The following is a 22,643-nucleotide window of genomic DNA, read 5'->3' on the forward strand; positions in this document are numbered from 1 at the left end:
GCCTCCCTACTTGTACATGGTCTGGTTCATGGTTCCGGGGGCGTACGCGTCCGGGTCCACCCAGACGTTGATCAGCGACGGCTTGCCGGACTCCCGGGCGCGGCGCAGCGCCGGGCCGATGTCCGCCGGGTCGCGGACCTCCTCGCCGTGGCCGCCGAGCATCCGCGCGAACTGGTCGTAGGGCACATCGCCGAGGGTGTTGCCGACCCGCTCCCGCTCCTCGCCGTACTTGGCCTTCTGGCCGTAACGGATCTGGTTCATCGAGGAGTTGTTGCCGACGATGCCGACGAACGGCAGGTCGAAGCGGACCAGTGTCTCGAAGTCCCAGCCGGTCAGGGAGAACGCGCCGTCGCCGAAGAGCGCCACCACCTCCTTGTCCGGGCGGGCCTGCTTGGCGGCCATCACGAACGGCACGCCGACGCCGAGCGTTCCCAGCGGGCCCGGGTCCATCCAGTGGCCGGGCGACTTGGGCTGGACCACCTGGCCGGAGAAGGTGACGATGTCGCCGCCGTCGCCGATGTAGATCGAGTCCTCGGTGAGGAAGTCGTTGATCTCACTGACCAGGCGGTAGGGGTGGATGGGGGAGGCGTCGGACCGGAGGTTGGGCAGCCGCTTCTCGATCGCCGCCTGCTCGGCGGCGCGCAGCTCGTCCAGCCACTCCTTGCGCTTGCCCGCGCCCCCATTGATGCGGCCGGAGGCGGCCTGGGTGACGGCGGAGAGGATCAGCCCCGCGTCGCCCACGATGCCGAGGTCGATGTCCCGGTTCTTGCCGACCGTGCGGTAGTCGAGGTCGATCTGGACCACGGTGGCGTCGGGGGAGAGCCGCTTGCCGTAGCCCATCCGGAAGTCGAAGGGCGTGCCGACGATGACGATGAGGTCGGCGCCTGCGAACGCGTAGCGACGGGAGAGCTGGAAGTGGTGCGGATCGCCGGGTGGCAGGGTGCCGCGCCCCGCGCCGTTCATGTACGCGGGCACATTGAGGGTGCGCACCAGCTCGGTGGCCGCACCGGTGGCGCGAGTGGTCCACACCTGACTGCCCAGCAGGATCGCCGGCTTCTCGGCCTGGACCAGCAGATCGGCCAGCTTCTGGACGGACTCGGGGTCGCCTGCGCTGCGGGTGGAGGCGCGGTAGTGCCCGGCCTGCGGGACGCGCGCCTTGTCCACCGGCACCTTGGCGTCCAGCACATCGCGCGGGATCTCCAGGAAGGAGGGGCCGGGGGCGCCGTGGAAGCACTCGCGGAAGGCCATGGAGACCATGTCGGCGGCGCGGGCGGTGTCCGGGACGGTGGCGGCGAACTTGGTGATCGGCGCCATCATGTCCACATGCGGAAGGTCTTGGAGGGAGCCCATCTTGTGCTGGTTGTGGGCGCCCTGGCCGCCGATCAGCAGCATGGGTGACTCGGCGCGGAAGGCGTTGGCGACGCCGGTGACCGCGTCGGTGGTGCCGGGTCCCGCGGTGACGACGGCGCAGCCGGGCTTGCCGGTGATCCGGGCGTAGCCGTCGGCGGCGTGGGCGGCGACCTGTTCATGGCGTACGTCGATGACATCGATGCCCTCGTCGACGCAGCCGTCGTAGATGTCGATGATGTGGCCGCCGCAGAGGGTGTAGATGACCTCGACGCCTTCTGCCTTGAGTGCTTTGGCGACCAAGTGCCCGCCGGAGATGAGGTCCTGACTGTCGTCGGGCATGGCGAATCGCGTCCCTTCGTAGGGGGTCGGTGCTGCCTCGCGGATGGATCGTGGATCCGGCCGACCTGGATTGCATACAGTCGACGTTATCCTGTATGAACTTTGTTATCCCACCATCGGCCGAGCGATGTCCAGGGGGCGTGCGCCACTCGTTCGAACCAGCGCTGGATCAAGCGTTGTTGACGGGCCATCAGGGAGCACAGGGAGCTGGCAATGGACCTGTACGAACATCAGGCACGGGAACTCCTTCATGACAGCGGTGTCTTGGTGCCGAGGGCGGAGGTCGTGGACACGGCCGAGGCCGCCCGCGCCGCCGCCGAACGGCTCGGCGGACGCGTCGTCATCAAGGCCCAGGTGAAGACCGGGGGCCGGGGCAAGGCGGGCGGGGTGAAGCTCGCCGACGACCCGGCCGCGGCCGAGCTGACCGCACGCCGGATCCTCGGCATGGACATCAAGGGCCACACCGTCCACCGGGTGATGGTGGCCGAACCCGTCGAGGTGGCGCGGGAGATGTACCTCGGCTTCACCCTGGACCGGGCCGCGGGCCGCTTCCTGGCCATCGCCTCCGCCGAGGGCGGTATGGAGATCGAGGAGGTCGCGGCGCGCCGCCCCGAGGCGGTGGCCCGTATCGCCGTCGACCCGGCCGAGGGGGTGACCGAGGCGAAGGCCGCCGAGATCGCCGTCGCCGGGGGGCTGCCGCGCGAGACGACCGGGACCATCCGCCGGCTGTGGACCGTCCTGACCGCGCACGACGCCCTCCTGGTCGAGGTCAACCCGCTGGTGGTGACCCGCGACGGCGCCATCGTGGCCCTGGACGGAAAGGTCACCCTGGATGACAACGCCCGCTTCCGGCAGCGGTCATGGGACGACGCCGACGACCGTGCCCGGGACCCGCTGGAGGCCCGTGCCGCGGCCGCCGGGCTCGGCTATGTGAAGCTGGACGGCCAGGTGGGCGTCATCGGCAACGGCGCGGGCCTGGTGATGTCCACCCTGGACGTCGTCGCGGGCTGCGGCGCGCGCCCCGCCGACTTCCTCGACATCGGCGGCGGCGCCTCCGCCCAGGTGATGGCCGACGGTCTCTCCCTCGTCCTGGACGACCCGGATGTGCGCTCCGTCCTGGTCAATGTCTTCGGTGGCATCACCGCCTGTGACGCGGTGGCCGACGGCATCGTGCGCGCCCTGGACACCGTGACCCTCACCAAACCCCTGGTGGTCCGGCTCGACGGCAACAACGCCGCACGTGGCCGGGCCATCCTTGGCCAATTGGCTCATCCACTCGTCCACCAGGCCGACACCATGGACGGCGCCGCCGCGCGCGCCGCAGAACTCGCCGCGACCGACGCGACGGGCACGTCTGCCGCGTCCGGCATGTCCGCCGCGACGGGCACGTCTGCCGCGTCCGGCACGTCCGACACGTCCGACGCATCAGCCGCATAAGGGGGCTCCTCGCATGGCCATCTTCCTCACCAAGGACAGCAAGGTCATCGTCCAGGGCATGACCGGCGCGGAAGGCATGAAGCACACCCGGCGGATGCTCGCCGCGGGCACCGATGTGGTCGGCGGTGTCAATCCGCGCAAGGCCGGGACCCGGGTCGGCATCGACGGCCGTACGGTCCCCGTCTTCGGCTCCGTACACGAGGCCATGGAGACCACCGGCGCCGATGTGAGCGTCCTCTTCGTCCCGCCGCCCCACGCCGAGGCCGCCGTCACCGAGGCCGCCGACGCCCGGATCCCGCTCGCCGTCGTCATCACCGAGGGCATCCCGGTCCATGACGCGGTGGCCTTCCAGGCGTACGCCCGGGCCCGCGCCACCAGGGTCATCGGTCCGAACTGCCCCGGGCTGATCTCCCCGGGCCAGTCCAACGCCGGGATCATCCCCGCCGACATCACCAAGCCGGGCCGGATCGGGCTGGTGTCCAAGTCCGGCACCCTCACCTACCAACTCATGTACGAGCTGCGCGACATCGGCTTCTCCACCTGTGTGGGCATCGGCGGCGACCCGGTCATCGGCACCACCCACATCGATGCCCTGGCCGCCTTCGAGGCCGACCCCGACACCGACCTGATCGTGATGATCGGGGAGATCGGCGGCGACGCGGAGGAGCGGGCCGCGCGGTACATCGCCGACCGCGTCACCAAACCGGTCGTCGGCTACATCGCGGGCTTCACCGCCCCCGAGGGCAGGACGATGGGCCACGCGGGCGCCATCGTCTCCGGCTCCTCGGGCACCGCGGCGGCCAAGAAGGCGGCGCTGGAGGCGGCGGGCGTGCGCGTGGGAGCGACCCCCACCGAGACCGCCGGGCTGGTATCGGCCCTTCTGGCCGAAACACCCGGCCACCTCGCGTGATGTGAGCCATACCCGGTCCGCGACCGGGTCACGGTCACGCTCCGTGCCACTACCTTCCTCCCCGTACGCACACCCATGCGGTACGGGCGTCGTACGCACGCCCCATGCCGTACGCACACCCCATGCCGTACGCGCGTCCCTGTCGTACGGCCCGCCACATCCCGCCCCGCCTGTGCAACGAGAGCGGAGATCACCGATGGCACCCACCCTCACCCTCAAGCCCGGAACCGCCTGGAGCGACGCCTGGCAGCGCTGCCTGGCCGTCGCCCCCGAGGCGTTCCAGGACGACCGAGTCCTCAACCTCTGGGACGGCACCTGGCACCGCGACGGCCGGGCCCTCCCCGCCGCCACCCCCGTGGACGGCACCCCCATCGCGGGCCCGCCACGGCTGGACGCCACCACCGCCCACCAGGCCGTACGCGCCTCCCTGGACCAGCACCGCGGCTGGCGCCACATCGCACTCGCGGAGCGCCGGGCGCGGGTGGCCGCCACTCTCGACGCGCTCTGCGAACACCGCGGACTGCTCGCCCTGCTCCTGGTCTGGGAGATCGGCAAGCCCTGGCGGCTGGCCCAGGCCGATGTGGACCGGGCCATCGACGGCGTCCGCTGGTACGTCGACGAGATCGACCGCATGGCCGAGGGCCGCACCCCGCTGCCCGGCCCGGTCTCCAACATCGCCAGCTGGAACTACCCGATGAGCGTCCTCGCCCACGCCATGCTCGTCCAGGCGCTGGCCGGCAACGCCGTCATCGCCAAGACACCCACCGACGGCGGGCTGGCCTGCCTCACCCTCGCCTGCGCGCTCGCCGCCCGCGAGGGCATCCCGGTCACCCTCCTCAGCGGCAGCGGCGGTGAGCTCTCCGAGGCGCTGGTCCGCTCGCCCGAGATCGGCTGCGTCTCCTTCGTCGGCGGCCGCGACACCGGCGCCCGGGTGGCCACCGCCGTCGCCGACCTCGGCAAGCGCCACATCCTCGAGCAGGAGGGGCTCAACGCCTGGGGCATCTGGAACTTCACCGACTGGGACGCCCTCGCCCCGTTGATCCGCAAGACCTTCGACTACGGCAAGCAGCGCTGCACCGCCTATCCGCGCTTCGTCGTCCAGCGCTCGTCCTTCGACGCCTTCCTCTCCGTCTACCTCCCGGCGGTACGGTCCATCCGCGTGGGCCACCCCCTCGCGGTGGAGAACCCCTCCGACCCCCTCCCCGACCTGGACTTCGGCCCGCTGATCAACGCGGCCAAGGCCAAGGAGCTCGCCGACCAGGTGTCCGAGGCCATCGACCGCGGCGCCGTCCCGCTCCACCGCGGCGACCTCGCCGACGGCCACTTCCTCCCCGGCCAGGACCTCTCCGCCTACGCGGCCCCCGTCACCCTCCTCAATCCGCCCTCGACCTCCCCGCTCCACCACGCCGAGCCCTTCGGCCCGGTCGACACCCTCGTCCTGGTCGACACCGAGGCCGAACTGCTCGCCGCCATGAACGCCAGCAACGGCGCCCTCGTCGCCACCCTCTCCTGCGACGACCCCGCCACCTACGACCGCCTGGCCCCCCAGATCCGCGCCTTCAAGACCGGCCACGGCATGCCCCGCTCCCGCGGCGACCGCGACGAGCTCTTCGGCGGCTTCGGCGCCTCCTGGCGCGGCGCCTTCGTCGGCGGCGACCTCCTGGTCCGCGCCGTCACCGAGGGCCCGGCCCCCGAGCGCCTCCCCGGCAACTTCCCCGACTACCACCTGATGCCGGACTGACCACCCTCCGTGCCCACCCCCGCGTCCCACCAGGTCGGCGCGGGGGTGGGCGCCCGGCATACGCAGGTGAAACGCACTCCGAAACCTTGGTATCGTGGTCCATGTCGCCGCGGCCGAGCCGCGGAGCACACCTGGTCCGGGTGGCGGAATGGCAGACGCGCTAGCTTGAGGTGCTAGTGCCCTTTATCGGGCGTGGGGGTTCAAGTCCCCCCTCGGACACGTACCATTTCCCCACGGTCATTCGTTGATCGTGGGGATTTGTCATTGTTCGGGTCGAGCGTGACGCGGTGCGCACGGTCGCTTGGGCCGGGACGTAGGTGAGCCGGAGGCCAAGCTGCCGGTAGATCTCGGCCTTGTCTTCGGCCTCGGCCTGCTGGATGACGGCGGCCAGGTCGCTGATGGAGTGAACGAGCCGAGCGATCTCATCCCGGGACATCCTGACGCCGGGTCCCTTGGACGCAGTGCGGAGTTCGGCTTCGGCTCGGGCACGGCGGGCCTGTGTCTCGGAGATCCACTGTGTGACGAGAGCGGGGCCGACGCCTGTTTCGAGGGCGGCCCGGTGGGTGGCCAGCTTGGCATCGCAGTCGGCGATGACCACACGGGCGCCCGCGGCTGCGGGCTCTTGGTCGGGTGCCGCCATGAGGTCGATCCTCGAACCGAAAACCTCAGTAGCTCACAGTGTGTGGCCCGCTGTCGGTCAGTGGCCTGTCTCGTCTGGGTTCGGGATTGCTCAAGGACGTGCCGGAGATGGGGGCATCCGGCACGTCGGGTCAGGCAGTGGCCGGAGTCAACGGAGCCATAGTGACGATATACGGAATACACACTAGGGCCACAAAGGTGATCATTAGACGCACGTGCGCCTCTCCTTGGGATCCACGAACTTGGCTCACCTATTCGATCATGGAACGGAGGTCTCCCGCAAGCCGCACTTCGTTTATGCGTCAACTGGCCTGTCGCCTCATAGGCATCCTGACCAGGATGTTCGGGTGGCGGTGATGACTGACACCCCCATGCAAGGCGGGCTACGTTCCGTCGGAGAGGCTGTGCCCTTGTCGTGTGTCGGCCAGTGCCGCGAGGATTGCGGCTTCTTCGGACGGGGCGTTGAGCTGCTTGCTGAGGGCGAGGCTGGCTGTCAGGTGGGCGCGGGCCTGAGTGAGTCGTCCGGTGGCGTGTTCGGCTTCGCCTAGTGCCCGGAGAGCCTGGCATTCCTCGAGGGCTGCGTGGATCGTGCGGGCTATGGCCAGTGCGGCGGCGTGATGGGGAAGGGCCTGTTCGCTGCGGCCGGTGGCGTGAAGGGCGCGCCCAAGACCGTTACGGGCGATGGCCTCGCTACGGCGGTCGCCGGTACTGCGTAGTACAGGTAGGCTTCTATTGTATAAGGCAAGGGCTTCCTGCGGTCTGCCGTGTGCCCGCAGAGTGTCCGCCAGATTCATCTGGAGCATGGCGTGCTGGCCCGTGCTGCCCAGCGTTTGTGCAATATTGATCGATTGCCGGTAGGCGCTGATGGCGTTTTCCAGGCTGCCCGCTTCCTTGTATAGCTCGGCAAGATTATTGAGCGCGATGAATTGGCCTCGTCGATCGTCGACATCACGGAATCGGGCCAGGCCCTCGAGGAAGTACTTGAGCGCGTCCTTGTGCCGCTCGAGACGGAGACTGAGCATGCCCAGAAGATTGAAGCTCCTACCCTGTTGAAGCCGATCGGTCTTTTGCAACCGGATGCGCAGTGCGCGCTGCTGTTGGCGAAATGCCTCCGTGTGCTGTGCGGTGTGCCAGTAGGAGATGGACAGCTGGTGGAGGGCTTCGGCCTCGAGGTCTTCGTCATGCGCTCTCCGGGCCAGCTCCAGAGCCTTCTGGGCGCTGTGGATCGCCTCTTGGTAGCTGCCGACGTTGGCGCAGATACCGCTGAGGTCGATCAAAGCCCGGCCGTGGGCCTGTTGATCGCTCGTGTTCTGCCAGTGGGTGACCGCTGCCCTCAGGATCGGAGCTGCTGTACGCAGATAGCCTTCGCTGCCCAGAAACCCAGCCAGTGTGTGGGCGAGGAGGGCGAGTTGGTGCGGTGAGCCGTGGGCGCGGATGTACTCCAAGGCAGCCAGGAGGTTCGGCCCCTCGGTGGTGAACCACTGGTGAGGGTCAGTGGCATGCCGTGCTGGTGCGGTAGGGGGATCGGTCAGGGGGATACGGAGACGATGAGGATAGGCGCGGCGGTCTGCCTGGTCGGCGCTGTGCAGATAGTGGTCGAGGAGACGCTGAAGAGCGTGCTGGTTGTCAGTCTGTGCGTCGCCTTGGGCCAGAGTGGAGGCGTATTCGCGCAGGAGGTCATGGAGCCGATAGCGATGCGGAGCCGGCTCCGAGATTAAATTAGTGGAGAGGAAATCTTCTAAGACACGCTCAGTCTCCCCAAGAGGAAGGTCGGTAAGCGCTGCGGCGGCTTCTGGGCCGAACTCGATGCCGATGTGCAGGCCGATGCGGCGGAAGACCTTTTGTTGTGTGGGGGTGAGCGTACGGTAGCTAATGTCGAACGCTTGGGCCATGGCGTAGTGGCTGTCTCGGAGTTCAGGCAACCGTCCACTCGCGAGGTCGAAGCGTTCCACGAGGTCGGAAATGCTCCAGGAAGGGCGGGCGAGTAGGCGTCTTGTGGTGATGGCCAGAGCGAGGGGAAGGTCTCCGCATAATCGGGCCAGTGCGGCTGCTTCCGCCGTGCTGGGGGCTCGCTCTTCACCCAGTATGAGCTGGAGAAGCGCGACGGAATCCGCACGGGTCAGCGGGCCCAGTGCGACATGGTGGGCGCTAGGGAGACTGGTCAGCTGTTGGCGACTGGTGACGATGATCGCTGCAGCGGAGTCCCCAGGCAGTAGGGGGGTGATCTGCTCGGCGCCGGCGGCATCGTCCAGGAGGGCGATGAAGCGGCGGTTGCGGGCTGCTGTGCGCCACAGCGCGACCAGTCCGGGGAGGTCTTGGGGAAGCGTGGCTGAAGGTGTGCCGAGGCGGCGCAGGAGTTCTCCGAGTGCCTCGGCGGAGGTCAGGGGAGGCTGGAAGGGAGCGTGACCGCGTAAGTCTACGAACAGTCGTCCGTCGGGGAAATGATCGCGCATCTGATGTGCGGCATGAATAGCCAGAGCGGTCTTTCCGGAACCCGGCATGCCGGTGACCGCAGCTGCGGTGAATGGCACTGTGCTCGTCCCTGCCGTATTGGTTAACGCGCGGATTAGCTGGTCGACTTCAGCTTGTCGCCCTACCCAGGGCACGTCGGGTGGAAGAGTGTCGGGGGTGGGTGCGAGGGTGCTGCCGGGGGAGGCCGCTGTGCGGGGCAGCAGTACGTTGACCGGTGTGCGGGCCAGAATGCCACGGTGGATGTGCACGAACTCGTCGCCCGGGTCGGTGCCTGACTCCCGCAGCAGGTGGAGCCGTGTGCGCTGTAGTAAGCGTGCCGCGGCATCGGTTCGGCCGCTTCCGTGGAGTGCGAGGGCAAGTCGCCCGATGAGGGTCTCATCTGTCGGGTTTCGCTCAGCAAGGTGCTGCAGGCCGACGACGGCTTCAGGGTAATGTTCGAGCCTCAGCGCGATGTCGGCGCGTAGCAGCCCGGTGGCCAGATTCCTTTCCTCGGCCAAGCTGCGCAGGTGAGCGGCCCAGGCCCCGGGCAATCCGGCCAGAGGCTCCCCGCCCCATAGTTGAACGGCTTCCTGTAACGCCTCCAGCGCTTCACGATCGCTGCCGCTGTCAGCCAGCCAGCGGCCCTCATCGAGAAGGGTGAGATAGCGGCGCAGGTCCACGATGTCCGGGTCCACCTCGAGCCGGTAGGTGTGCGTGCGACTGATCACCGTGGGGGCATGTGGACCGGCAAGCGCGGACAGCGCCTTGCGGATGCGGGAGATGTGCGCATACAGAGCCTCACGCGGTTTGGCCGGCGGGTGCTCGTCCCAGACACGGTGAACGAGCGTGTCCATGCTCACTGCCCGGCCGGCGTCCCAGGCCAGCGCGGCAAGGGTCAGCCCCTCCTTGGGCGTTCCGGGCGGGCTGTGCTCTTCTCCTGCTCGCAATCCGACTGCGCCCAGCAGCTGTATGCGAAGGTCCACCAGTGACCTCCCGCCGATAGGGCACTTCTCCCATGTCAGAATGACACGGAAGGATGGTCATGACCATGACTAGTTAGCAGGAGGTCCGAAATTGCCCTGCCGGTGAACGGCTGAGCGAAGCTTCACTCGCCGGGAAAGCAGTGACCGGGGAGTGGCTGTATGCGAACTCCGCTGTGTGCAGCATGACCGTCATGATGAGTAGGCGAGGTCAAGAGGGAGACGCGTGAGGGAAACAGAGTTCGCCGCGGAACTGTTATCGGCCATGATTTCCAGCAGGCCTCTGCACGGTTCACCAGCCGGACAAGCCCTGCATACCCTCTTGCGCGCACGGTCCGATCCTCGCGGGATGCTCGTCCGGCAGTGGGAGGAAGCCTCCCGCGCCGAAGCCCCCCTCAGCGCGCTCTTGCGGCTGGCGAGCTCTCTGGCTCGGTACGCGACCACCGACCCCGCGTGGCAAGCCGACTTGGAGATCTGGCTGCAACATCACCAATCACCATCGAGGGAGACGCACAACAGCATCGGCGGATCCGCCCACTTGCACGGCCCGACCCTCCAGACCGGCGCGATCCACGGAGGCGTGCACTTCCACCACACTGGCCATGCCGCCTCCCGTCCCGCGCAAGTGGTGCCCCGCCAACTGCGATCCGTTCCTGCACACTTCACCAACCGTCGTGAGGAACTGAGCACCTTGCACGGCATCGCCAGCTCCCGGCAGAAGACGGGAGCACCGGCACTGGCGGTAATCTGCGGCCCGGGCGGAGTGGGGAAGACGGCCCTCGCGTTGCGCTGGCTGCACGAGGTGGCGGACCAGTATCCCGACGGCCAGCTGTACGCCGACCTGGCAGCAGACTCCTCCGGGGAACCGGTGCTGACCGGCTCGGTCCTGGGGGGATTTCTGCGAGCCATGGGCATCCCAGGGGAACAGATACCAGCCGAAGCCGACCAGGCTGCCGGCCTGTTCCGCTCCACCACCGCCGGCCAGCGCATCGCCATCCTGATGGACAACGCTGTCTCCGCCGCCCAGGTGAGAGCCTTGCTGCCGTCCACACCGTCGAGCACGGTGGTGGTGACCAGCCGGTGGCGTCTGGGCGGCCTGACCATGGACGGCGCCACCTATCTCCCCCTGACCCCTATGCGTGGGAAAGCAGGCAGAGAGCTGCTGAAGCGAACCGTCGGGGAACAACGGGTCGCAGCGGAAGCGGAAGCGGCAGCGGGCCTGGTGTACTTATGCGCAGGACTGCCCATCGCGTTATCCATCGCAGGAGCCCGCCTGGTGATGCGCCCTGAATGGCCCATCGCCCGAGTCGTACGAGAGCTGTCGGACGAACAGCGGAGGCTAAAGGCACTGTCGGTGGAGGAGGCAACCGTCATGAGCGTCTTCGACCTCTCCTACGACGGGCTGCCACCAAACGCAGCCCGTGTCTACAGGCTGTTGGGCCTTCACCCGGGCCCGGACATCTCCCTCGAAGCGGCCGCCGCAGCGGTGCACTTGCCGGTCGACGACACCGCCACGCTGGTGGAAGGCCTCGTCGACGCGAGCATCCTGGAGACCGGCGAAGACGACCGGTACCGCTTCCACGATCTGATCCGCCTGCACGCCCGGCAACGCGCCGAGGCCGAAGACAGCAGCAGCGACCGCAGCGAGGTCATCCATCGGCTCCTGGAGTTCTACCTCTCCTTCACCGCAGCCGCCGACCGGATCATCACGCCATTGGACTGGCACCTGGGTCCGGCCCATCCGCCCCAGGACAGGCCGCCTGCCTTCGCGACGCGCCACGAGGCGCTCGAGTCGCTGGAGAGAGAGCTGCCGAATCTGATGGCGGTGATGCGAGCCGGCTATGAGCACGGATGCGACACCCTGGTATGGCAATTGGCCGAGGCCATGTGGTCGATGTTCCTCCACCGCAAGCACTTCCCGGACTGGATGGCCGCCTACCAACTCGGCATCGATGCCACGACCCGCTGTGCCGATCACGCTGCCCGATCCCGCATGCATCATCACCTGGGTTTCGCCTTCCATAACCTCAGCCGGGCCGAGGAGGCTCTCCAGCAGGGCTTCGCCTCGCTCACGGCGGCGTGCGAAGCCGGACACGAACTGGCTCAAGCAGAAGCCCTCGGGCTGGTAGGGATGGCATACCGTTCCCAGGGCCGCTTCGGCGAGGCTATCGAGGCACAGCAACAAGCGATCGCACTCGACCACAGGGCCGGCCGGGTACGGTCAGAAGCCCTTGGCCGGCGCAGACTCGGCCAGGCCCTGTGCGCCGCAGGGAGGATCGAGGAAGCGATCGACCAACTCACCCAGGGCCGTAACCTGGCCGCATCGCTGTCTGACAACCTTGTCAAAGCAATGACCACGGTCTGGCTCGCGGACGCACTCACCCGCGCCGGCCGCCCCAGGAAGGCGGTTGCGATGGCACAGGAAGCCTGGTCAACTCTCGCCGAATCCGGCTCTAGCCAGTACCGGGCTCAAGCCCTGATGGTGTGGGGTGAAGCCGCCGAAGAGCTGCAGGACCTGGTGACCGCCCGCGACCGTCTCAGACAATCACGGGCCTTCTACCTGGAGGCCGGTGTGCCGAATCTGGACCGCATCGACCACGCGCTCAACAGGGTCCAAGCACAGCTCGACGACGGCTCTGACCATTCACCCCCGTGACGGAGCCCGGACAGCGAACCGGAGAGGTTCGACGAGCTGAGCGAGCCGGTGCCCGGCAGCCAGCCAGGGATGCACGCACACCCCGCACACCGGAACCCGCTCGGGCTCGTGGTGGACGAGAACCCGTTCCGCGTGGGTGCGGAACACCGTCCCGAACCCGTGCGCCGGCACCGTGACAAGAGCGCATCCGGGAGCGTCGGCCAACTGGGCCTCGGCCACCGCGACAGCGCAACCGGCCGTCGCCCGGGGGAAGCCGGTCACCACATCGGCAATCTGCCTCCACCGCGGCGCAGCTCCTTCGGCGGCCACCAGAAACCGGTCAGCGACCATGCACAGGCACTCATGCCACGCCTCCTTACCTGCGCTCCAGACCCACACACTGACACCCGCGTCACCCCGGCTGTGCTGCTTGCAGCGGTTGATCTCCAAGCCTCTAGCGGCATGGTGGACCATCAGATGAGCGATGAGCGCGTGTTGGCATTGCATGTCATTCATGCCCCCTCCGTAAGGTCGGTGCGCTCACCGCTTCCTATGGGAGTGGGCAGCGGTACCGGAGTGACGGTGAGCGTCCGGTCCGGCTCGGGCAGATCCAGCAACCGGTACATCGTGCGCCGCAGGATCTGTGCGGCCTGCCCCGGCCGGGAGGTGATCATCCCGGCTACATACCTCTGATGGATCCGGGATCGCCTCTGCATGGCCGCACGCAGCTGTCCTGGAAGCGGGCTGTCCAGCTGTAGTCGAACAGCATTGCGGCCCACCGTCTCCGCCAGACTACCCAGGCGTAGAAAACACTCCTGCACTGGAGGCGCCAGCACCACCGGAGCACCGATCGCCGCCCCGTAACTGGTCACCGACCCGTGATCCCCAATGACCACATCAGCGGCAACCAATGCGGCCCGCCACCCCTCCTGCGGCGGTAACAACAACAAACCCGCACGCAGACAGTCCACCAACCAAGCCCGCACCTGCCAGGCTCCGTGAACCCCCCAGATGTTGGGATGCAAAACCGCCGCCACCCGATACTTCTCCGGCGGCAACTCGCCCAGCAGCCGGTCCAGCAGATCCGGATGACTTCCCCAGGCAGACTCCGGCTGCCAAGTCGACGTCACCACCACCAGCCTCTGGCCCGCACGCACGTCCAACGCCCGCCGATAGTGTTCCCGCAGCGGCACACTTGCCGCCAACCGGTCGAAACACACGTCACCCGTCACTACCGCCACCGGTACCGCCTCAGGACACGACTCACGCAGCACCGCGAGCTCATCGTCATGGGTGAGTGACAGCGCGGTCGGCAGCAGCCGTCCACGATGCATCAGTGTTCCGCGATCCAGACTGTGCGTCGGAAACGCCTGCGAACCGGCACTACGCGCACGCAGCCGGGACGGCATCACACCGGCTCCATGCGGCAGCAGCATCACCTTCCCGTGCAGCTGCTCCACTGCGGCCTCACTGGCGGCCAGCACCAGATCGAACTCACACTGAACGGCCTGCTGCCACGGCAGAAGAAAGCCCCCCTGCGCCCGCACGAACTCTTCCGCGCCATGGCACACCGCGCCATTAGACGCGGGCGCGACGGTGAACATCACACACACGCGGTGATCCGCTCCCAACAGCGCGAGAACATCCATCAGCCGAATACCGGCAACCATAAACGGCACGACCACCAGAACGGTTCGGCACCCCGTACGAAGCACTCGGCTGTGCGCCCCTAAGCCAACAGGGCCATTCAGCCACAAAGCCCCTGACATCACAGACCACCGCCCATACCATGGGTGGACGTGATGTCCCCGGATAGAGGGGACATCACGTCCACCAGGCGGTGCACACGCACCGCCGCAGACGGGAGAGCCAACGCGCCCCCGCACCCCCGCGTAGACATCCACTGGCTTTGGCCGCCCGATGCAGGCATTGAGCGCCTCCGCATTGCAAACACGACATCCCCCTGAGTGTCGACTACCTCTCGGGGGAGGGTTACCGCACCTGCCCGCCAGATTGCTTGCAGGGGCTTGCGGAAACCTTGCTGCCGATATGGCATGCCGCTGTGCGCCCCGTGGACGGCCAGCCATACCTGCCCAAGACTCGCCCAAAGGCCAACGGCCAAGCCCTTTCATAGGTACGACAGAGACTCGACGGTGCCTCGTGACCCCGGTGACCTCCGCCCGCGACCGTTCCCATCTGGCAGACGCCCCGCCGAGGGCTCCAACCTGTGGTTGGTCCTGTCTGGGCCGGGCCGATCGCCCCGCCCACTTTCGGCGCCTATTGATCAGCTCAATCGCCTGACCCGCCCGTATCTGTAACCGAGGAAGGGTGCCTGGAACACGGTGCGGAATCACGGCGCCCGACCAGGCGGTCAATCCTTTCCGGATATCTGGATCACGCTGGGTGGCAGGCCCTCGCAACCTCAGGTACAGCCGCCGTTCGCACGACCCGCTCGGCGGGATCGCCGGCCGCGGTCTGCCCGCGCAGACGCTCGGCTTCCGCGAGCGCGGCCGCCGAAGGCGGCTTGCGGACCTTGTTCTTGCACGGTGCCCGGTGAAGTCGTCAATGGCCGAGCACGCGCGGGACGCGTTGCGACGGTATCGCCCTGCGCATGAGCATGCGCAGGGCGGTTTGGGCGGGAGATCGTGAAGGCCGGCACGCGGGAGAGGCGGGCGCCGACCTGGCCTGCTAACTCCTTGGCCACGATGCCGAGCTGGTCGGCCCGGCGGCTGGTACGGCACTGGTAGTGGTCCACGACGCCGGGAACCTGCTCGCGGAACGTCTGCCGCGAGCGGCCGAGCACCTGGCAGAACAGGCGCCGGACCCGCGCCGATACGACGACCCGCCGTCCGTCCACCGGCCCGTCCGCCACTACCCGCCCGTGGAACCCGCGCACCACCCTGTCGGCGCCCCGCACGCTGGGCACGGCACCGGAGACCATCCCGGGCCCGCACTGTCCCCGGGATCAGATCCCCCTCGTCCGTCACACCCTCGATGACCAGTACCGACAACTCACCACGTTCACAAGCTCGTTGACATCTCGCACACCACGCCGACGATGCTTGTCACCCTTGGTTACCGCCGATGACGGGACGCGGAGCCGAACGTCTTGCAGTCCCGGTTCTTGCTCGTCCGGGTCGTGGAGGTGATCTGCCACAGAGGGCAGGTCGAGGAAGAATATTGTCAATGTGACAGTAATCCGATACGGTCGGCACCATGCGTGATGATTCCTGGGCGCCGCCGTCCGTTCTGCTCACAGTTGACCTTGTAATCCTGACGTTGCGTGAGGGGCGGTTGTGTGTCCTGCTCGTGGAGCGGGGCAAGGAACCCTTCGTGGGCATGCAGGCACTGCCCGGCGGTTTCCTCAACCACGCCGGTGAGGCGATCCCGGAGGCCGCTCGCCGCGAGCTGGGCGAGGAGACCGCAGTTGATGCCCGGCAGTTTCATCTGGAGCAGTTGGCCACCTATGGGGATCCAGGGCGTGATCCGCGTGGACGGGTCGTCTCGGTTGCGCATCTGGCGATCGCACCGCGCCTTCCTGAGCCGGTCGCGGGAACGGATGCCGCGAATGCCTCATGGATTCCGGCGGATACGGTCCTTTCCGGACAGGTGAAGCTTGCTTTCGACCACGATCGGATAGTGGCGGACGGAGTTGAACGTGCCCGTACGAAACTCGAGTTCTCCGCACTGGCCACGGCGTTCTGTGGGGACCTTTTCACCATTGCCGAGTTGCGGCAGGTGTACGAGGCGGTGTGGGGCGTCACCCTCGACACCCGGAATTTCTACCGGAAGATCCAGGCCGTGGACGGGTTCATTGTTCCGGCCGGGACGGGACGCAGGACCACGGTGGGGCGCCCCGCACGCCTGTTCCGCGCGGGACCGACCACAGTGCTCTCACCTCCGCTGGTCCGGCCCGTGCCGGCACTGGCGGAACAGCAGGTGGAAGAACAAACAGAGCAAGACGCGAAGGAATGAGAAGAGATGCCAAATGACCTGGTGGTGATTCTCACCGCCCTCAATCTCGAATACGAGGCCGTGCACCGGGAACTGGCCGATCCGCAGGTGACCGTACACAAGAGCGGCACGCGGTTCGAGGTCGGGACCGTGCCGGGCACGTCGTGCCGTGTGGCACTCGGTCTGACGAGCAAGGGGAACCATTCGGCCGCGGTGCTGGCGGAGCGCGCGATCGAGCACTTCTCTCCGGCAGCCGTGCTGTTCGTCGGTGTCGCCGGGCGCATGCGGAGCTCGATCGCGCTGGGCGACGTGGTGATGGCCACCTATGTGTACGCCTACCACGGCGCGACCAGCGAGGACGACGGGCTCAAGGCGCGGCCCCGGGTGTGGGAGGCGCCGCACCCCCTCATCCAGCTCGGCCAGCATCTGGCCCGGATGACGGACCGGGCCGACCACGCACCGGAGAACGGGGAAGTGCCGCGGGTGCACTTCGGCCCGATAGCCGCCGGTGAGGTCCTGCAGAACTCGCGGAACTCCGCCGAGGCCGCATGGCTCCGGCAGCACTACAACGACGCGTTCGCGATCGACATGGAAGCCGCCGGCGTGGCACAGGCCGGTCATCTCAGCGGCCTGCCGGTCGGCGTCGTCCGTGGCATCAGTGACCGGGCGGACGGCACGAAGAACGGCGCGGAGGACCGCGAGCGGCAACCGCGCGCCGCGGCGAACGCGGCGGCTTTCGCGGTACGGCTGGCTGCGGAACTGATCAAGGAAGCAGAACTGGCAGTGGAAGCAGAGGAAGAGGAGCGGATCGTCATGGCCCAGAAAGACAGAACTGGCAGGGGCGGCGGAAGCGTCGTCAACACGGCCTTTTCCAGCACGGTGGGAATCATGGCCGGAGAGGTCACCGGCAGCACCGTCCACGTCGGCGGGGCGACCCCGCAGGCGTCCACCCCGACGGTACTGGTCGCGGAGCTGGACCGCTTCCGTGAAGACCTGACACGACACCACGCCGACGGGACCCTCGACGCGGACATTCACCATGAGGCACAGGGCGAACTGAGCATCGCGAGGAGCACAGTGGAGAAGTGCGCCGCGAACGCCCCGGCGCCTCCGAAGAAAGCAGTTATGGCGCTCAGGAAATTACGCGGCCTGCTCATCGGCCACCCGGAACTGACCGCCGGTCTCGAGGCCCTGATCGCGGCGGCGGGTGACCCGGCATGAGCGAGGGCTTTCCCTCCACGCACAACGAGGCGCACGATTCCTTCGTCGGCGCCCAGGCATCGATCATACTCGACTCCACCTTCAACATCGTCCCGCCGGAAGCTTCGCCCCAGAAGAAGTACGAGGTCGGGGTCCGTTGTCTGGAAGAAGGCTTACCCGGCCGGGCGCGGGAACTGATCTGGGACGCGATCACCCACGACCACGACGGCCCGCAGATCCGTTTCCACTGGGCGCTCGCCATGCTCAGCAAACGCGCCCACCACGACCTCAGTGCCGAGGAGCGCCGTCAGCTGGACCGGACGCGGGACGTCATGCAGGGCTACGCCGAGGACAAGGACTGGAAACCCGGTTTGCAGGTCGTCTTCGATCTGCTGGCACTGCCCGGCAAAGCTGACAGTGAGACCGCCGCCGTGCTGAAGCGGCTGAGGGATCTGGCACCGCCCCAGCGTGACCTGATCGTCCACCACCTCGACCTCGTGCTCACCAGCCGGACAAAAGCCACCCTGTGGGCCGAGATCTGCGAGCTCGCCAAGGTCGGGCAGTTCCGTGATGACCGTTCCCGGCGGGTCCGGTACTACTTCGAGCCGGATCCCATCGGGGCACGGACGCGGCCTCCCGAGGAGAGCACCGCCTTCCGTCACCGCCCTCGCCTGGTGGCCTGGGCCGGTCTGTTCGTCGTCGCCGTGGGGTTCCTCGGGATCTCGGCAGTGATCGCGGAGCCGCTGACCGCGATCGTCGAGCTGCTGATCGCGCTCGGCACCGGATTCCTCGCCGCCCGGTTCGGCCAGCGATGGTGGCACAACAAGCACCGGCTGCAAGCCAAGGAGCAGGAGCTGGGCCAGGCGTCGAATCAGGAACAGGTACCGGATCCGGCCCACTCCCCGGACGTCCCTTCCCTCGCGTCCGCGGGCGGCGGGGCCCCCGCGGCGGACGGGTTCACCAGCCGCGTCCGCACGTCCTTCGAGCACTACTTCGGCACGTACGTGCCGCATGGGTGCGACCGACCCGAGTGGCTCGCCCACACCGCTGGCATCCGCGCCGTTCTGGCCGCCGAGGTCGCGTTCCTCTACCGGGAGAGCAGAATCAGCGTCGACCGGGTCAACTGGCTGATCCGCTATCTGGCCCGGGACGCCAAGGACCGCCATGACAACGGCATGCTGTTCGCCCACCGGCAGCAGTACCGGACTCCGGTGACGACGAAACTCGCCTGCGTGCTCGCCCTCGCCGTCTTGGGCGTCACATCCCTGGTCGTCACCGTCACCGCCGCGACAGGTTCGGCGAGTGCGCTCCACGGCCTCCTGACCTTCGCCGTGTTCATCGGCGCCATCGGGAGCGGGCGCCGGGCAGCGTCGGTGTGGCTGCACATACGCAGCGAGGAACAGCGGTTCGCCGAGGAGACGCAGGAGTACCACCTGCGGATGTACGCGCGTGAGGAGGAGTTCCAGCGCTGGAAGGAGTACCTGGAGGCCATCCGGCCCTCCGACGCCGAGATGGAGGCGTGGCTCAGCCACGACAAGGTCCTGTTCACCGCCGATGTGCTCCGTCACCACCAGCTCACCTGGTACGACATCATCGCCCACACGATCCTGACGACACCGGCACGCCCCTACCGACGAGCGCGGCGCCGAGGCGGCCCCTGGCGCTACTCCCGATACACCCTCCGGCTGTTCCTGGCCACACGGAACGGTATCCGCGAGATCAGCACCGAAGTCGACTTCGCCCGCGCCACTCGTCCGGGCGAACAACGCACCAACTACCGCTTCAACGCGTTCTCCTCCGTGCAGGTCACCGAGAACGACCGCATCGGCTACGAGATGGCGCTACTCCTCTCCAACGGCCCGGCCAGAACCATCCGGATCAAGGACGCCGACAGCCACCAGCTCGAACCGTACGAGAACGCCCGGGACCTCTCGCAGATCAACCTCGACGCGGCCGGCTTCGCCCATACGTTCCGCCTCCTGGAAGGCATCGCCGCCGACGGGAAGGCATGGATCGAGCGGAACAACGCCGACAGTCCATTGCCCGCGGACAGCACCGACTGAGTCCTTCCGGACCGGATCCGGAGGCCGACCGGCCAGGGAGCTGCCGAGAGCACGGCAGCTCCCTGAAGGTCCAGGCACCACGGGCCGAGTACGGGTACCACCGAGCCACCCCCTGCCAAGGTGTCGCGAAAACGAGGGTGACAGCCAGTCATGACGGAAAGAGAACGGAGCACCAGCGCCCTACTCCTTGCCGAGTACGCACAGATCAAGGACGAGCAGCGTGCACGTATCGGCTTTCGGGACAACCTGCTGTACGTGACGCTCGCGGCCGTGACCGCCGTCGCGGCCGTCGCCGCGCAGACGGACTACCCGCAGCTGATCCTGGCCCTTCCGGTGGTGTGTCTCGTGCTCGGATGGACGCACCTGGTCAACGACGAAAAGATCTCAGCCATCGGACGCTACGTCCGCACCGAACTCGCGTCCCGGCTCGCAGAGGTCACAAACGTGGAGGAACCGCTGTTCGGCTGGGAGGCCTACCATCGCAGCGACGACAGACGGATCTCGCGCAAGACCACACAGACAGTTGTCGATCTGGTGGCCTTCCTCGTCACTCCATTTGCCGCACTCATCACCTTCTGGTGCCACAGCGTGGACAGCGCCCTTCTGGTCGCGGTCTCAATCCTGGAAGCCGCCGGACTCGTCGTCCTGGGTGTGCTGTTCCTGCAATACGCCGAGAGGTGAGATGCTGCCCGATGCTACGGACTGAGAATTCTTTCTGAGGCGTTCCGGGGTTGATGGAGGCTCGGCGACAAGAAGATCGGCTATGTCGATCCCGACCGCAGCTACGACGGAAAACGGGCCTGTTCCGCTCCCGAGGGAATCAACAAGCTCGTCAAGGCGCAGAACGGGGATGGGGACTTCACGTGCCTCTCGACGGACAGCGGGTGCATCAGCAGGAAGAGCTATCACCCAACAAGACCGGAACTCGCACGTACGCTGACGCTGTGCGGCAGTCGATCGGAAGTCTGCGCGAGGCGAACGACGCCCCGGACAGCAGGAGGCAACGCCCTTGAGGCGTGATCCCGGAATGGGACGCACCGCACCGTGGGCCAAGGCCCTCGGTGCGGTGTGCGTCCTCGCACTCGTCGGCATCGTCAGCGTGTACATCGGGCAGGAAAGGACGGCGCACCACAACAAGCAGACGGCCATCAAGGCGTCCACCGACCTGGCCCATGCGTTCGGCCGCGCCATCCGGCAGAGTGGGAACACACCGTTCCCCTCATCCGCCCACGTTCACTTCACGCTGTGGCAGGTCTCGCGGACCGCAAACCTGGACTCCTACACGGTCCACGACACCGTAGCCGAGGTCGTGGCCGCCTTCACGTCTCCCTATGACGACGGCAACCCGATCGCGGGAGGACGCGGACAGGTCACTCGCTGCTACTCCTACACCATCACCCCCATGCGCGCCCTGGGTGCCTCGGTAGCGACGCGCTTGCTGAAGGCTTGCCCCCGCCAGGGGCCAGACCTCAGAGAGCGGGAACTGGACACCGTCTACCGGAAGGCTTTCAAGGTCCGGGAACAGTTGGTCAGCGATGCCGGTGGCGGAGAGTTGACGTCTAGCGAGATAGCACACGCCGTTGGCCCCCATGCTCTGGTCGAACGGCATCGGCGGAGTGTCAGTATCACCCAAAGGTTCACCAACACCCCGCTGGGCGACTCCCCTCACGTCGCGGCATGTCTTCGATTCGACGTAACCCTGGCCCCGGGTCGACCGGGGGTGCTGTCGTCCCACGACGTGTCGGAAGCAGCTTGCTCTCCGCCGCGCAGCCGCCAAGGCGATGGCCTCCATCCCGATCGTGACCGTGGCCGTTGACCGGTGTGGCGGCTTGCGCCAGCCTTGCGTCACCCGTGGTTGGAGCCACCCGAGAGCCGCTGCCATCGATATGGCAAGGGCCTGGTGTCGGCACGGACCCCCGAGGTTCTCGTGGAAGAGCTTCACCCAGCTGCGGAACTGGGTGAAGCAGCAAGAGATCGACGCGGTCCATAGGCCACGTTCCCTAGATCCTAGATCTCGGCCCTGTCCTCGGGCCTGGTCTGGCGCACCACGGCGGCCAAGTCCTTGATCGAACGGACGACCTGGGCGATCTCATCCCCGCCGCGCCGTAGGAGGTGGCGGCGTGTCGTCGATGTCACGGCGCGCCGCCAGCGGCTCGAACCCGGGGGACTACGGCAGCAGCAGCTCTCCCCGCAACACCGGCGTGTACGTATGGTGCGTGTCGGTCCTCGGACACGATCTTACGTACACGGATGATGCGGGTTGTGACTCAACGGTCACGACTCGCTTTTTCACGTTGTCGGCGAGGCCCGGAACGCATCCATTGCGGATGATCTTCAGTCCTGCTCCGCGCGGGCGAGCAGGGCTCGCGTCGTGTGTTCGGCGGCGTCCGCGTTCCCTGCGCGCACCGCTTCGAGTACGGGCTGGTGGGCCGGGACCGGGTCCTCGGCCTCGAACGCAAGCCCTTTGCGGTGAGGACTTTTATTCTTTGGATTGTCGTGCCTCGATGAATCCGATATTTGTCGCATCCGAGCCGTCCGGCGCCGAGGCGACGACCATCGAGCCCACCCCGGCCGCCGCAAGCCAGCCCGGCCCGATATCGAACGCACACGTTTCCCCCGCGACCAGCGTGCCGCACCGGATCGGCTCAGCGCCTCCCCGGGGCCGACGGGCCGTCAGGAACCCGTCGCGGAAGGGCACGAACACCCCGGCCAGCCGCCCGTCCTCGACGAGCGCCGGAGTGACGAGGTACGACGCTCCCGCGTGATCACTCCCAGTGCGTCATGGGTGGTCAGCGAGACCTCGGTGGCACCGACACCTTCCTCCGCGAGGGTGAGTACGGTGCGCAGGGCCGCTCCGGGGTCGTTGCCGCGCACGATCGCCAGCAGCCGGTGTGTTCGTAGCGATTCCATGAGGCTCATGGGACGGGATCTCTCCTGATGAACT

Annotated in this window: 13 protein-coding genes, 1 tRNA gene and 1 pseudogene; 10 read left to right on the top strand and 5 right to left on the bottom strand. The window is 67.4% G+C overall.

Annotation, left to right across the window (positions count from 1 at the left end):
• Positions 1 to 6: 6 nt before the first annotated feature.
• Positions 7 to 1,689, bottom strand: a complete 1,683-nt coding sequence (locus ACJX2R_RS38875; protein ID WP_413103903.1) for a thiamine pyrophosphate-binding protein — start codon at positions 1,687 to 1,689, stop codon at positions 7 to 9.
• Between the two features lie 213 nt (positions 1,690 to 1,902).
• Between ACJX2R_RS38875 and sucC the strand changes: the two genes are divergently transcribed.
• The 4 genes from sucC (at position 1,903) to ACJX2R_RS38895 (ending at position 5,996) form a co-directional block, all read left to right on the top strand.
• Positions 1,903 to 3,126, top strand: a complete 1,224-nt coding sequence (gene sucC / locus ACJX2R_RS38880) for an ADP-forming succinate--CoA ligase subunit beta (protein ID WP_413103904.1) — start codon at positions 1,903 to 1,905, stop codon at positions 3,124 to 3,126.
• A 13-nt stretch (positions 3,127 to 3,139) separates the two neighbouring features.
• Complete coding sequence (gene sucD / locus ACJX2R_RS38885) at positions 3,140 to 4,036, top strand: succinate--CoA ligase subunit alpha (protein WP_413103905.1); 897 nt, start codon at positions 3,140 to 3,142, stop codon at positions 4,034 to 4,036.
• A gap of 196 nt (positions 4,037 to 4,232) precedes the next feature.
• Entirely contained in the window at positions 4,233 to 5,777 is a 1,545-nt protein-coding gene (locus ACJX2R_RS38890) for an aldehyde dehydrogenase family protein (RefSeq protein ID WP_413103906.1), read from the top strand.
• 134 nt (positions 5,778 to 5,911) lie between these two features.
• Positions 5,912 to 5,996, top strand: a tRNA-Leu gene (locus tag ACJX2R_RS38895).
• A gap of 803 nt (positions 5,997 to 6,799) precedes the next feature.
• Here ACJX2R_RS38895 and ACJX2R_RS38900 read toward each other — a convergent pair.
• Positions 6,800 to 9,850 carry a tetratricopeptide repeat protein gene (locus ACJX2R_RS38900; protein WP_413103907.1) on the bottom strand — a complete coding sequence of 1,017 codons (3,051 nt, stop codon included), beginning with the start codon at positions 9,848 to 9,850 and terminating at the stop codon, positions 6,800 to 6,802.
• A 346-nt stretch (positions 9,851 to 10,196) separates the two neighbouring features.
• Between ACJX2R_RS38900 and ACJX2R_RS38905 the strand changes: the two genes are divergently transcribed.
• Positions 10,197 to 12,503 carry an ATP-binding protein gene (locus ACJX2R_RS38905; RefSeq protein WP_413103908.1) on the top strand — a complete coding sequence of 769 codons (2,307 nt, stop codon included), beginning with the start codon at positions 10,197 to 10,199 and terminating at the stop codon, positions 12,501 to 12,503.
• Positions 12,504 to 12,994: 491 nt separating this feature from the next.
• Here the strand turns inward: ACJX2R_RS38905 and ACJX2R_RS38910 are convergent, their stop codons facing one another.
• A complete protein-coding gene (locus tag ACJX2R_RS38910) occupies positions 12,995 to 14,167 on the bottom strand; it encodes a hypothetical protein (protein ID WP_413103909.1) in 1,173 nt (390 codons plus the stop codon).
• A gap of 1,531 nt (positions 14,168 to 15,698) precedes the next feature.
• Here ACJX2R_RS38910 and ACJX2R_RS38915 point away from each other — a divergent pair.
• The 5 genes from ACJX2R_RS38915 (at position 15,699) to ACJX2R_RS38935 (ending at position 21,515) form a co-directional block, all read left to right on the top strand.
• Entirely contained in the window at positions 15,699 to 16,457 is a 759-nt protein-coding gene (locus ACJX2R_RS38915) for an NUDIX hydrolase (protein WP_413103910.1), read from the top strand.
• Positions 16,458 to 16,463: 6 nt separating this feature from the next.
• On the top strand, positions 16,464 to 17,657 hold the full coding sequence (locus ACJX2R_RS38920) for a purine phosphorylase (protein ID WP_413103911.1): 1,194 nt from the start codon (positions 16,464 to 16,466) through the stop codon (positions 17,655 to 17,657).
• Complete coding sequence (locus ACJX2R_RS38925; protein ID WP_413103912.1) at positions 17,654 to 19,699, top strand: hypothetical protein; 2,046 nt, start codon at positions 17,654 to 17,656, stop codon at positions 19,697 to 19,699. Before ACJX2R_RS38920 ends, ACJX2R_RS38925 begins: the two co-directional genes overlap by 4 nt.
• Positions 19,700 to 19,849: 150 nt before the next feature.
• On the top strand, positions 19,850 to 20,380 hold the full coding sequence (locus ACJX2R_RS38930) for a hypothetical protein (RefSeq protein WP_413103913.1): 531 nt from the start codon (positions 19,850 to 19,852) through the stop codon (positions 20,378 to 20,380).
• Between the two features lie 346 nt (positions 20,381 to 20,726).
• The gene (locus ACJX2R_RS38935) at positions 20,727 to 21,515 is read left to right on the top strand and encodes a hypothetical protein (RefSeq protein ID WP_413103914.1); all 789 of its coding nucleotides are present in this window, start codon (positions 20,727 to 20,729) and stop codon (positions 21,513 to 21,515) included.
• Between the two features lie 191 nt (positions 21,516 to 21,706).
• Here ACJX2R_RS38935 and ACJX2R_RS38940 read toward each other — a convergent pair whose 3' ends face one another.
• Together ACJX2R_RS38940 and ACJX2R_RS38945 are read right to left on the bottom strand one after the other, a co-directional pair.
• A complete protein-coding gene (locus tag ACJX2R_RS38940; RefSeq protein ID WP_413103915.1) occupies positions 21,707 to 21,835 on the bottom strand; it encodes a hypothetical protein in 129 nt (42 codons plus the stop codon).
• A 615-nt stretch (positions 21,836 to 22,450) separates the two neighbouring features.
• Positions 22,451 to 22,618: pseudogene (locus tag ACJX2R_RS38945) on the bottom strand (aldolase); the annotation flags it as partial.
• Between the last annotated feature and the right edge of the window lie 25 nt (positions 22,619 to 22,643).

Origin of the sequence: Streptomyces sp. Inha503 (assembly GCF_047215865.1) — a bacterium.
Taxonomy (GTDB): Bacteria; Actinomycetota; Actinomycetes; order Streptomycetales; family Streptomycetaceae; genus Streptomyces; species Streptomyces lycopersici.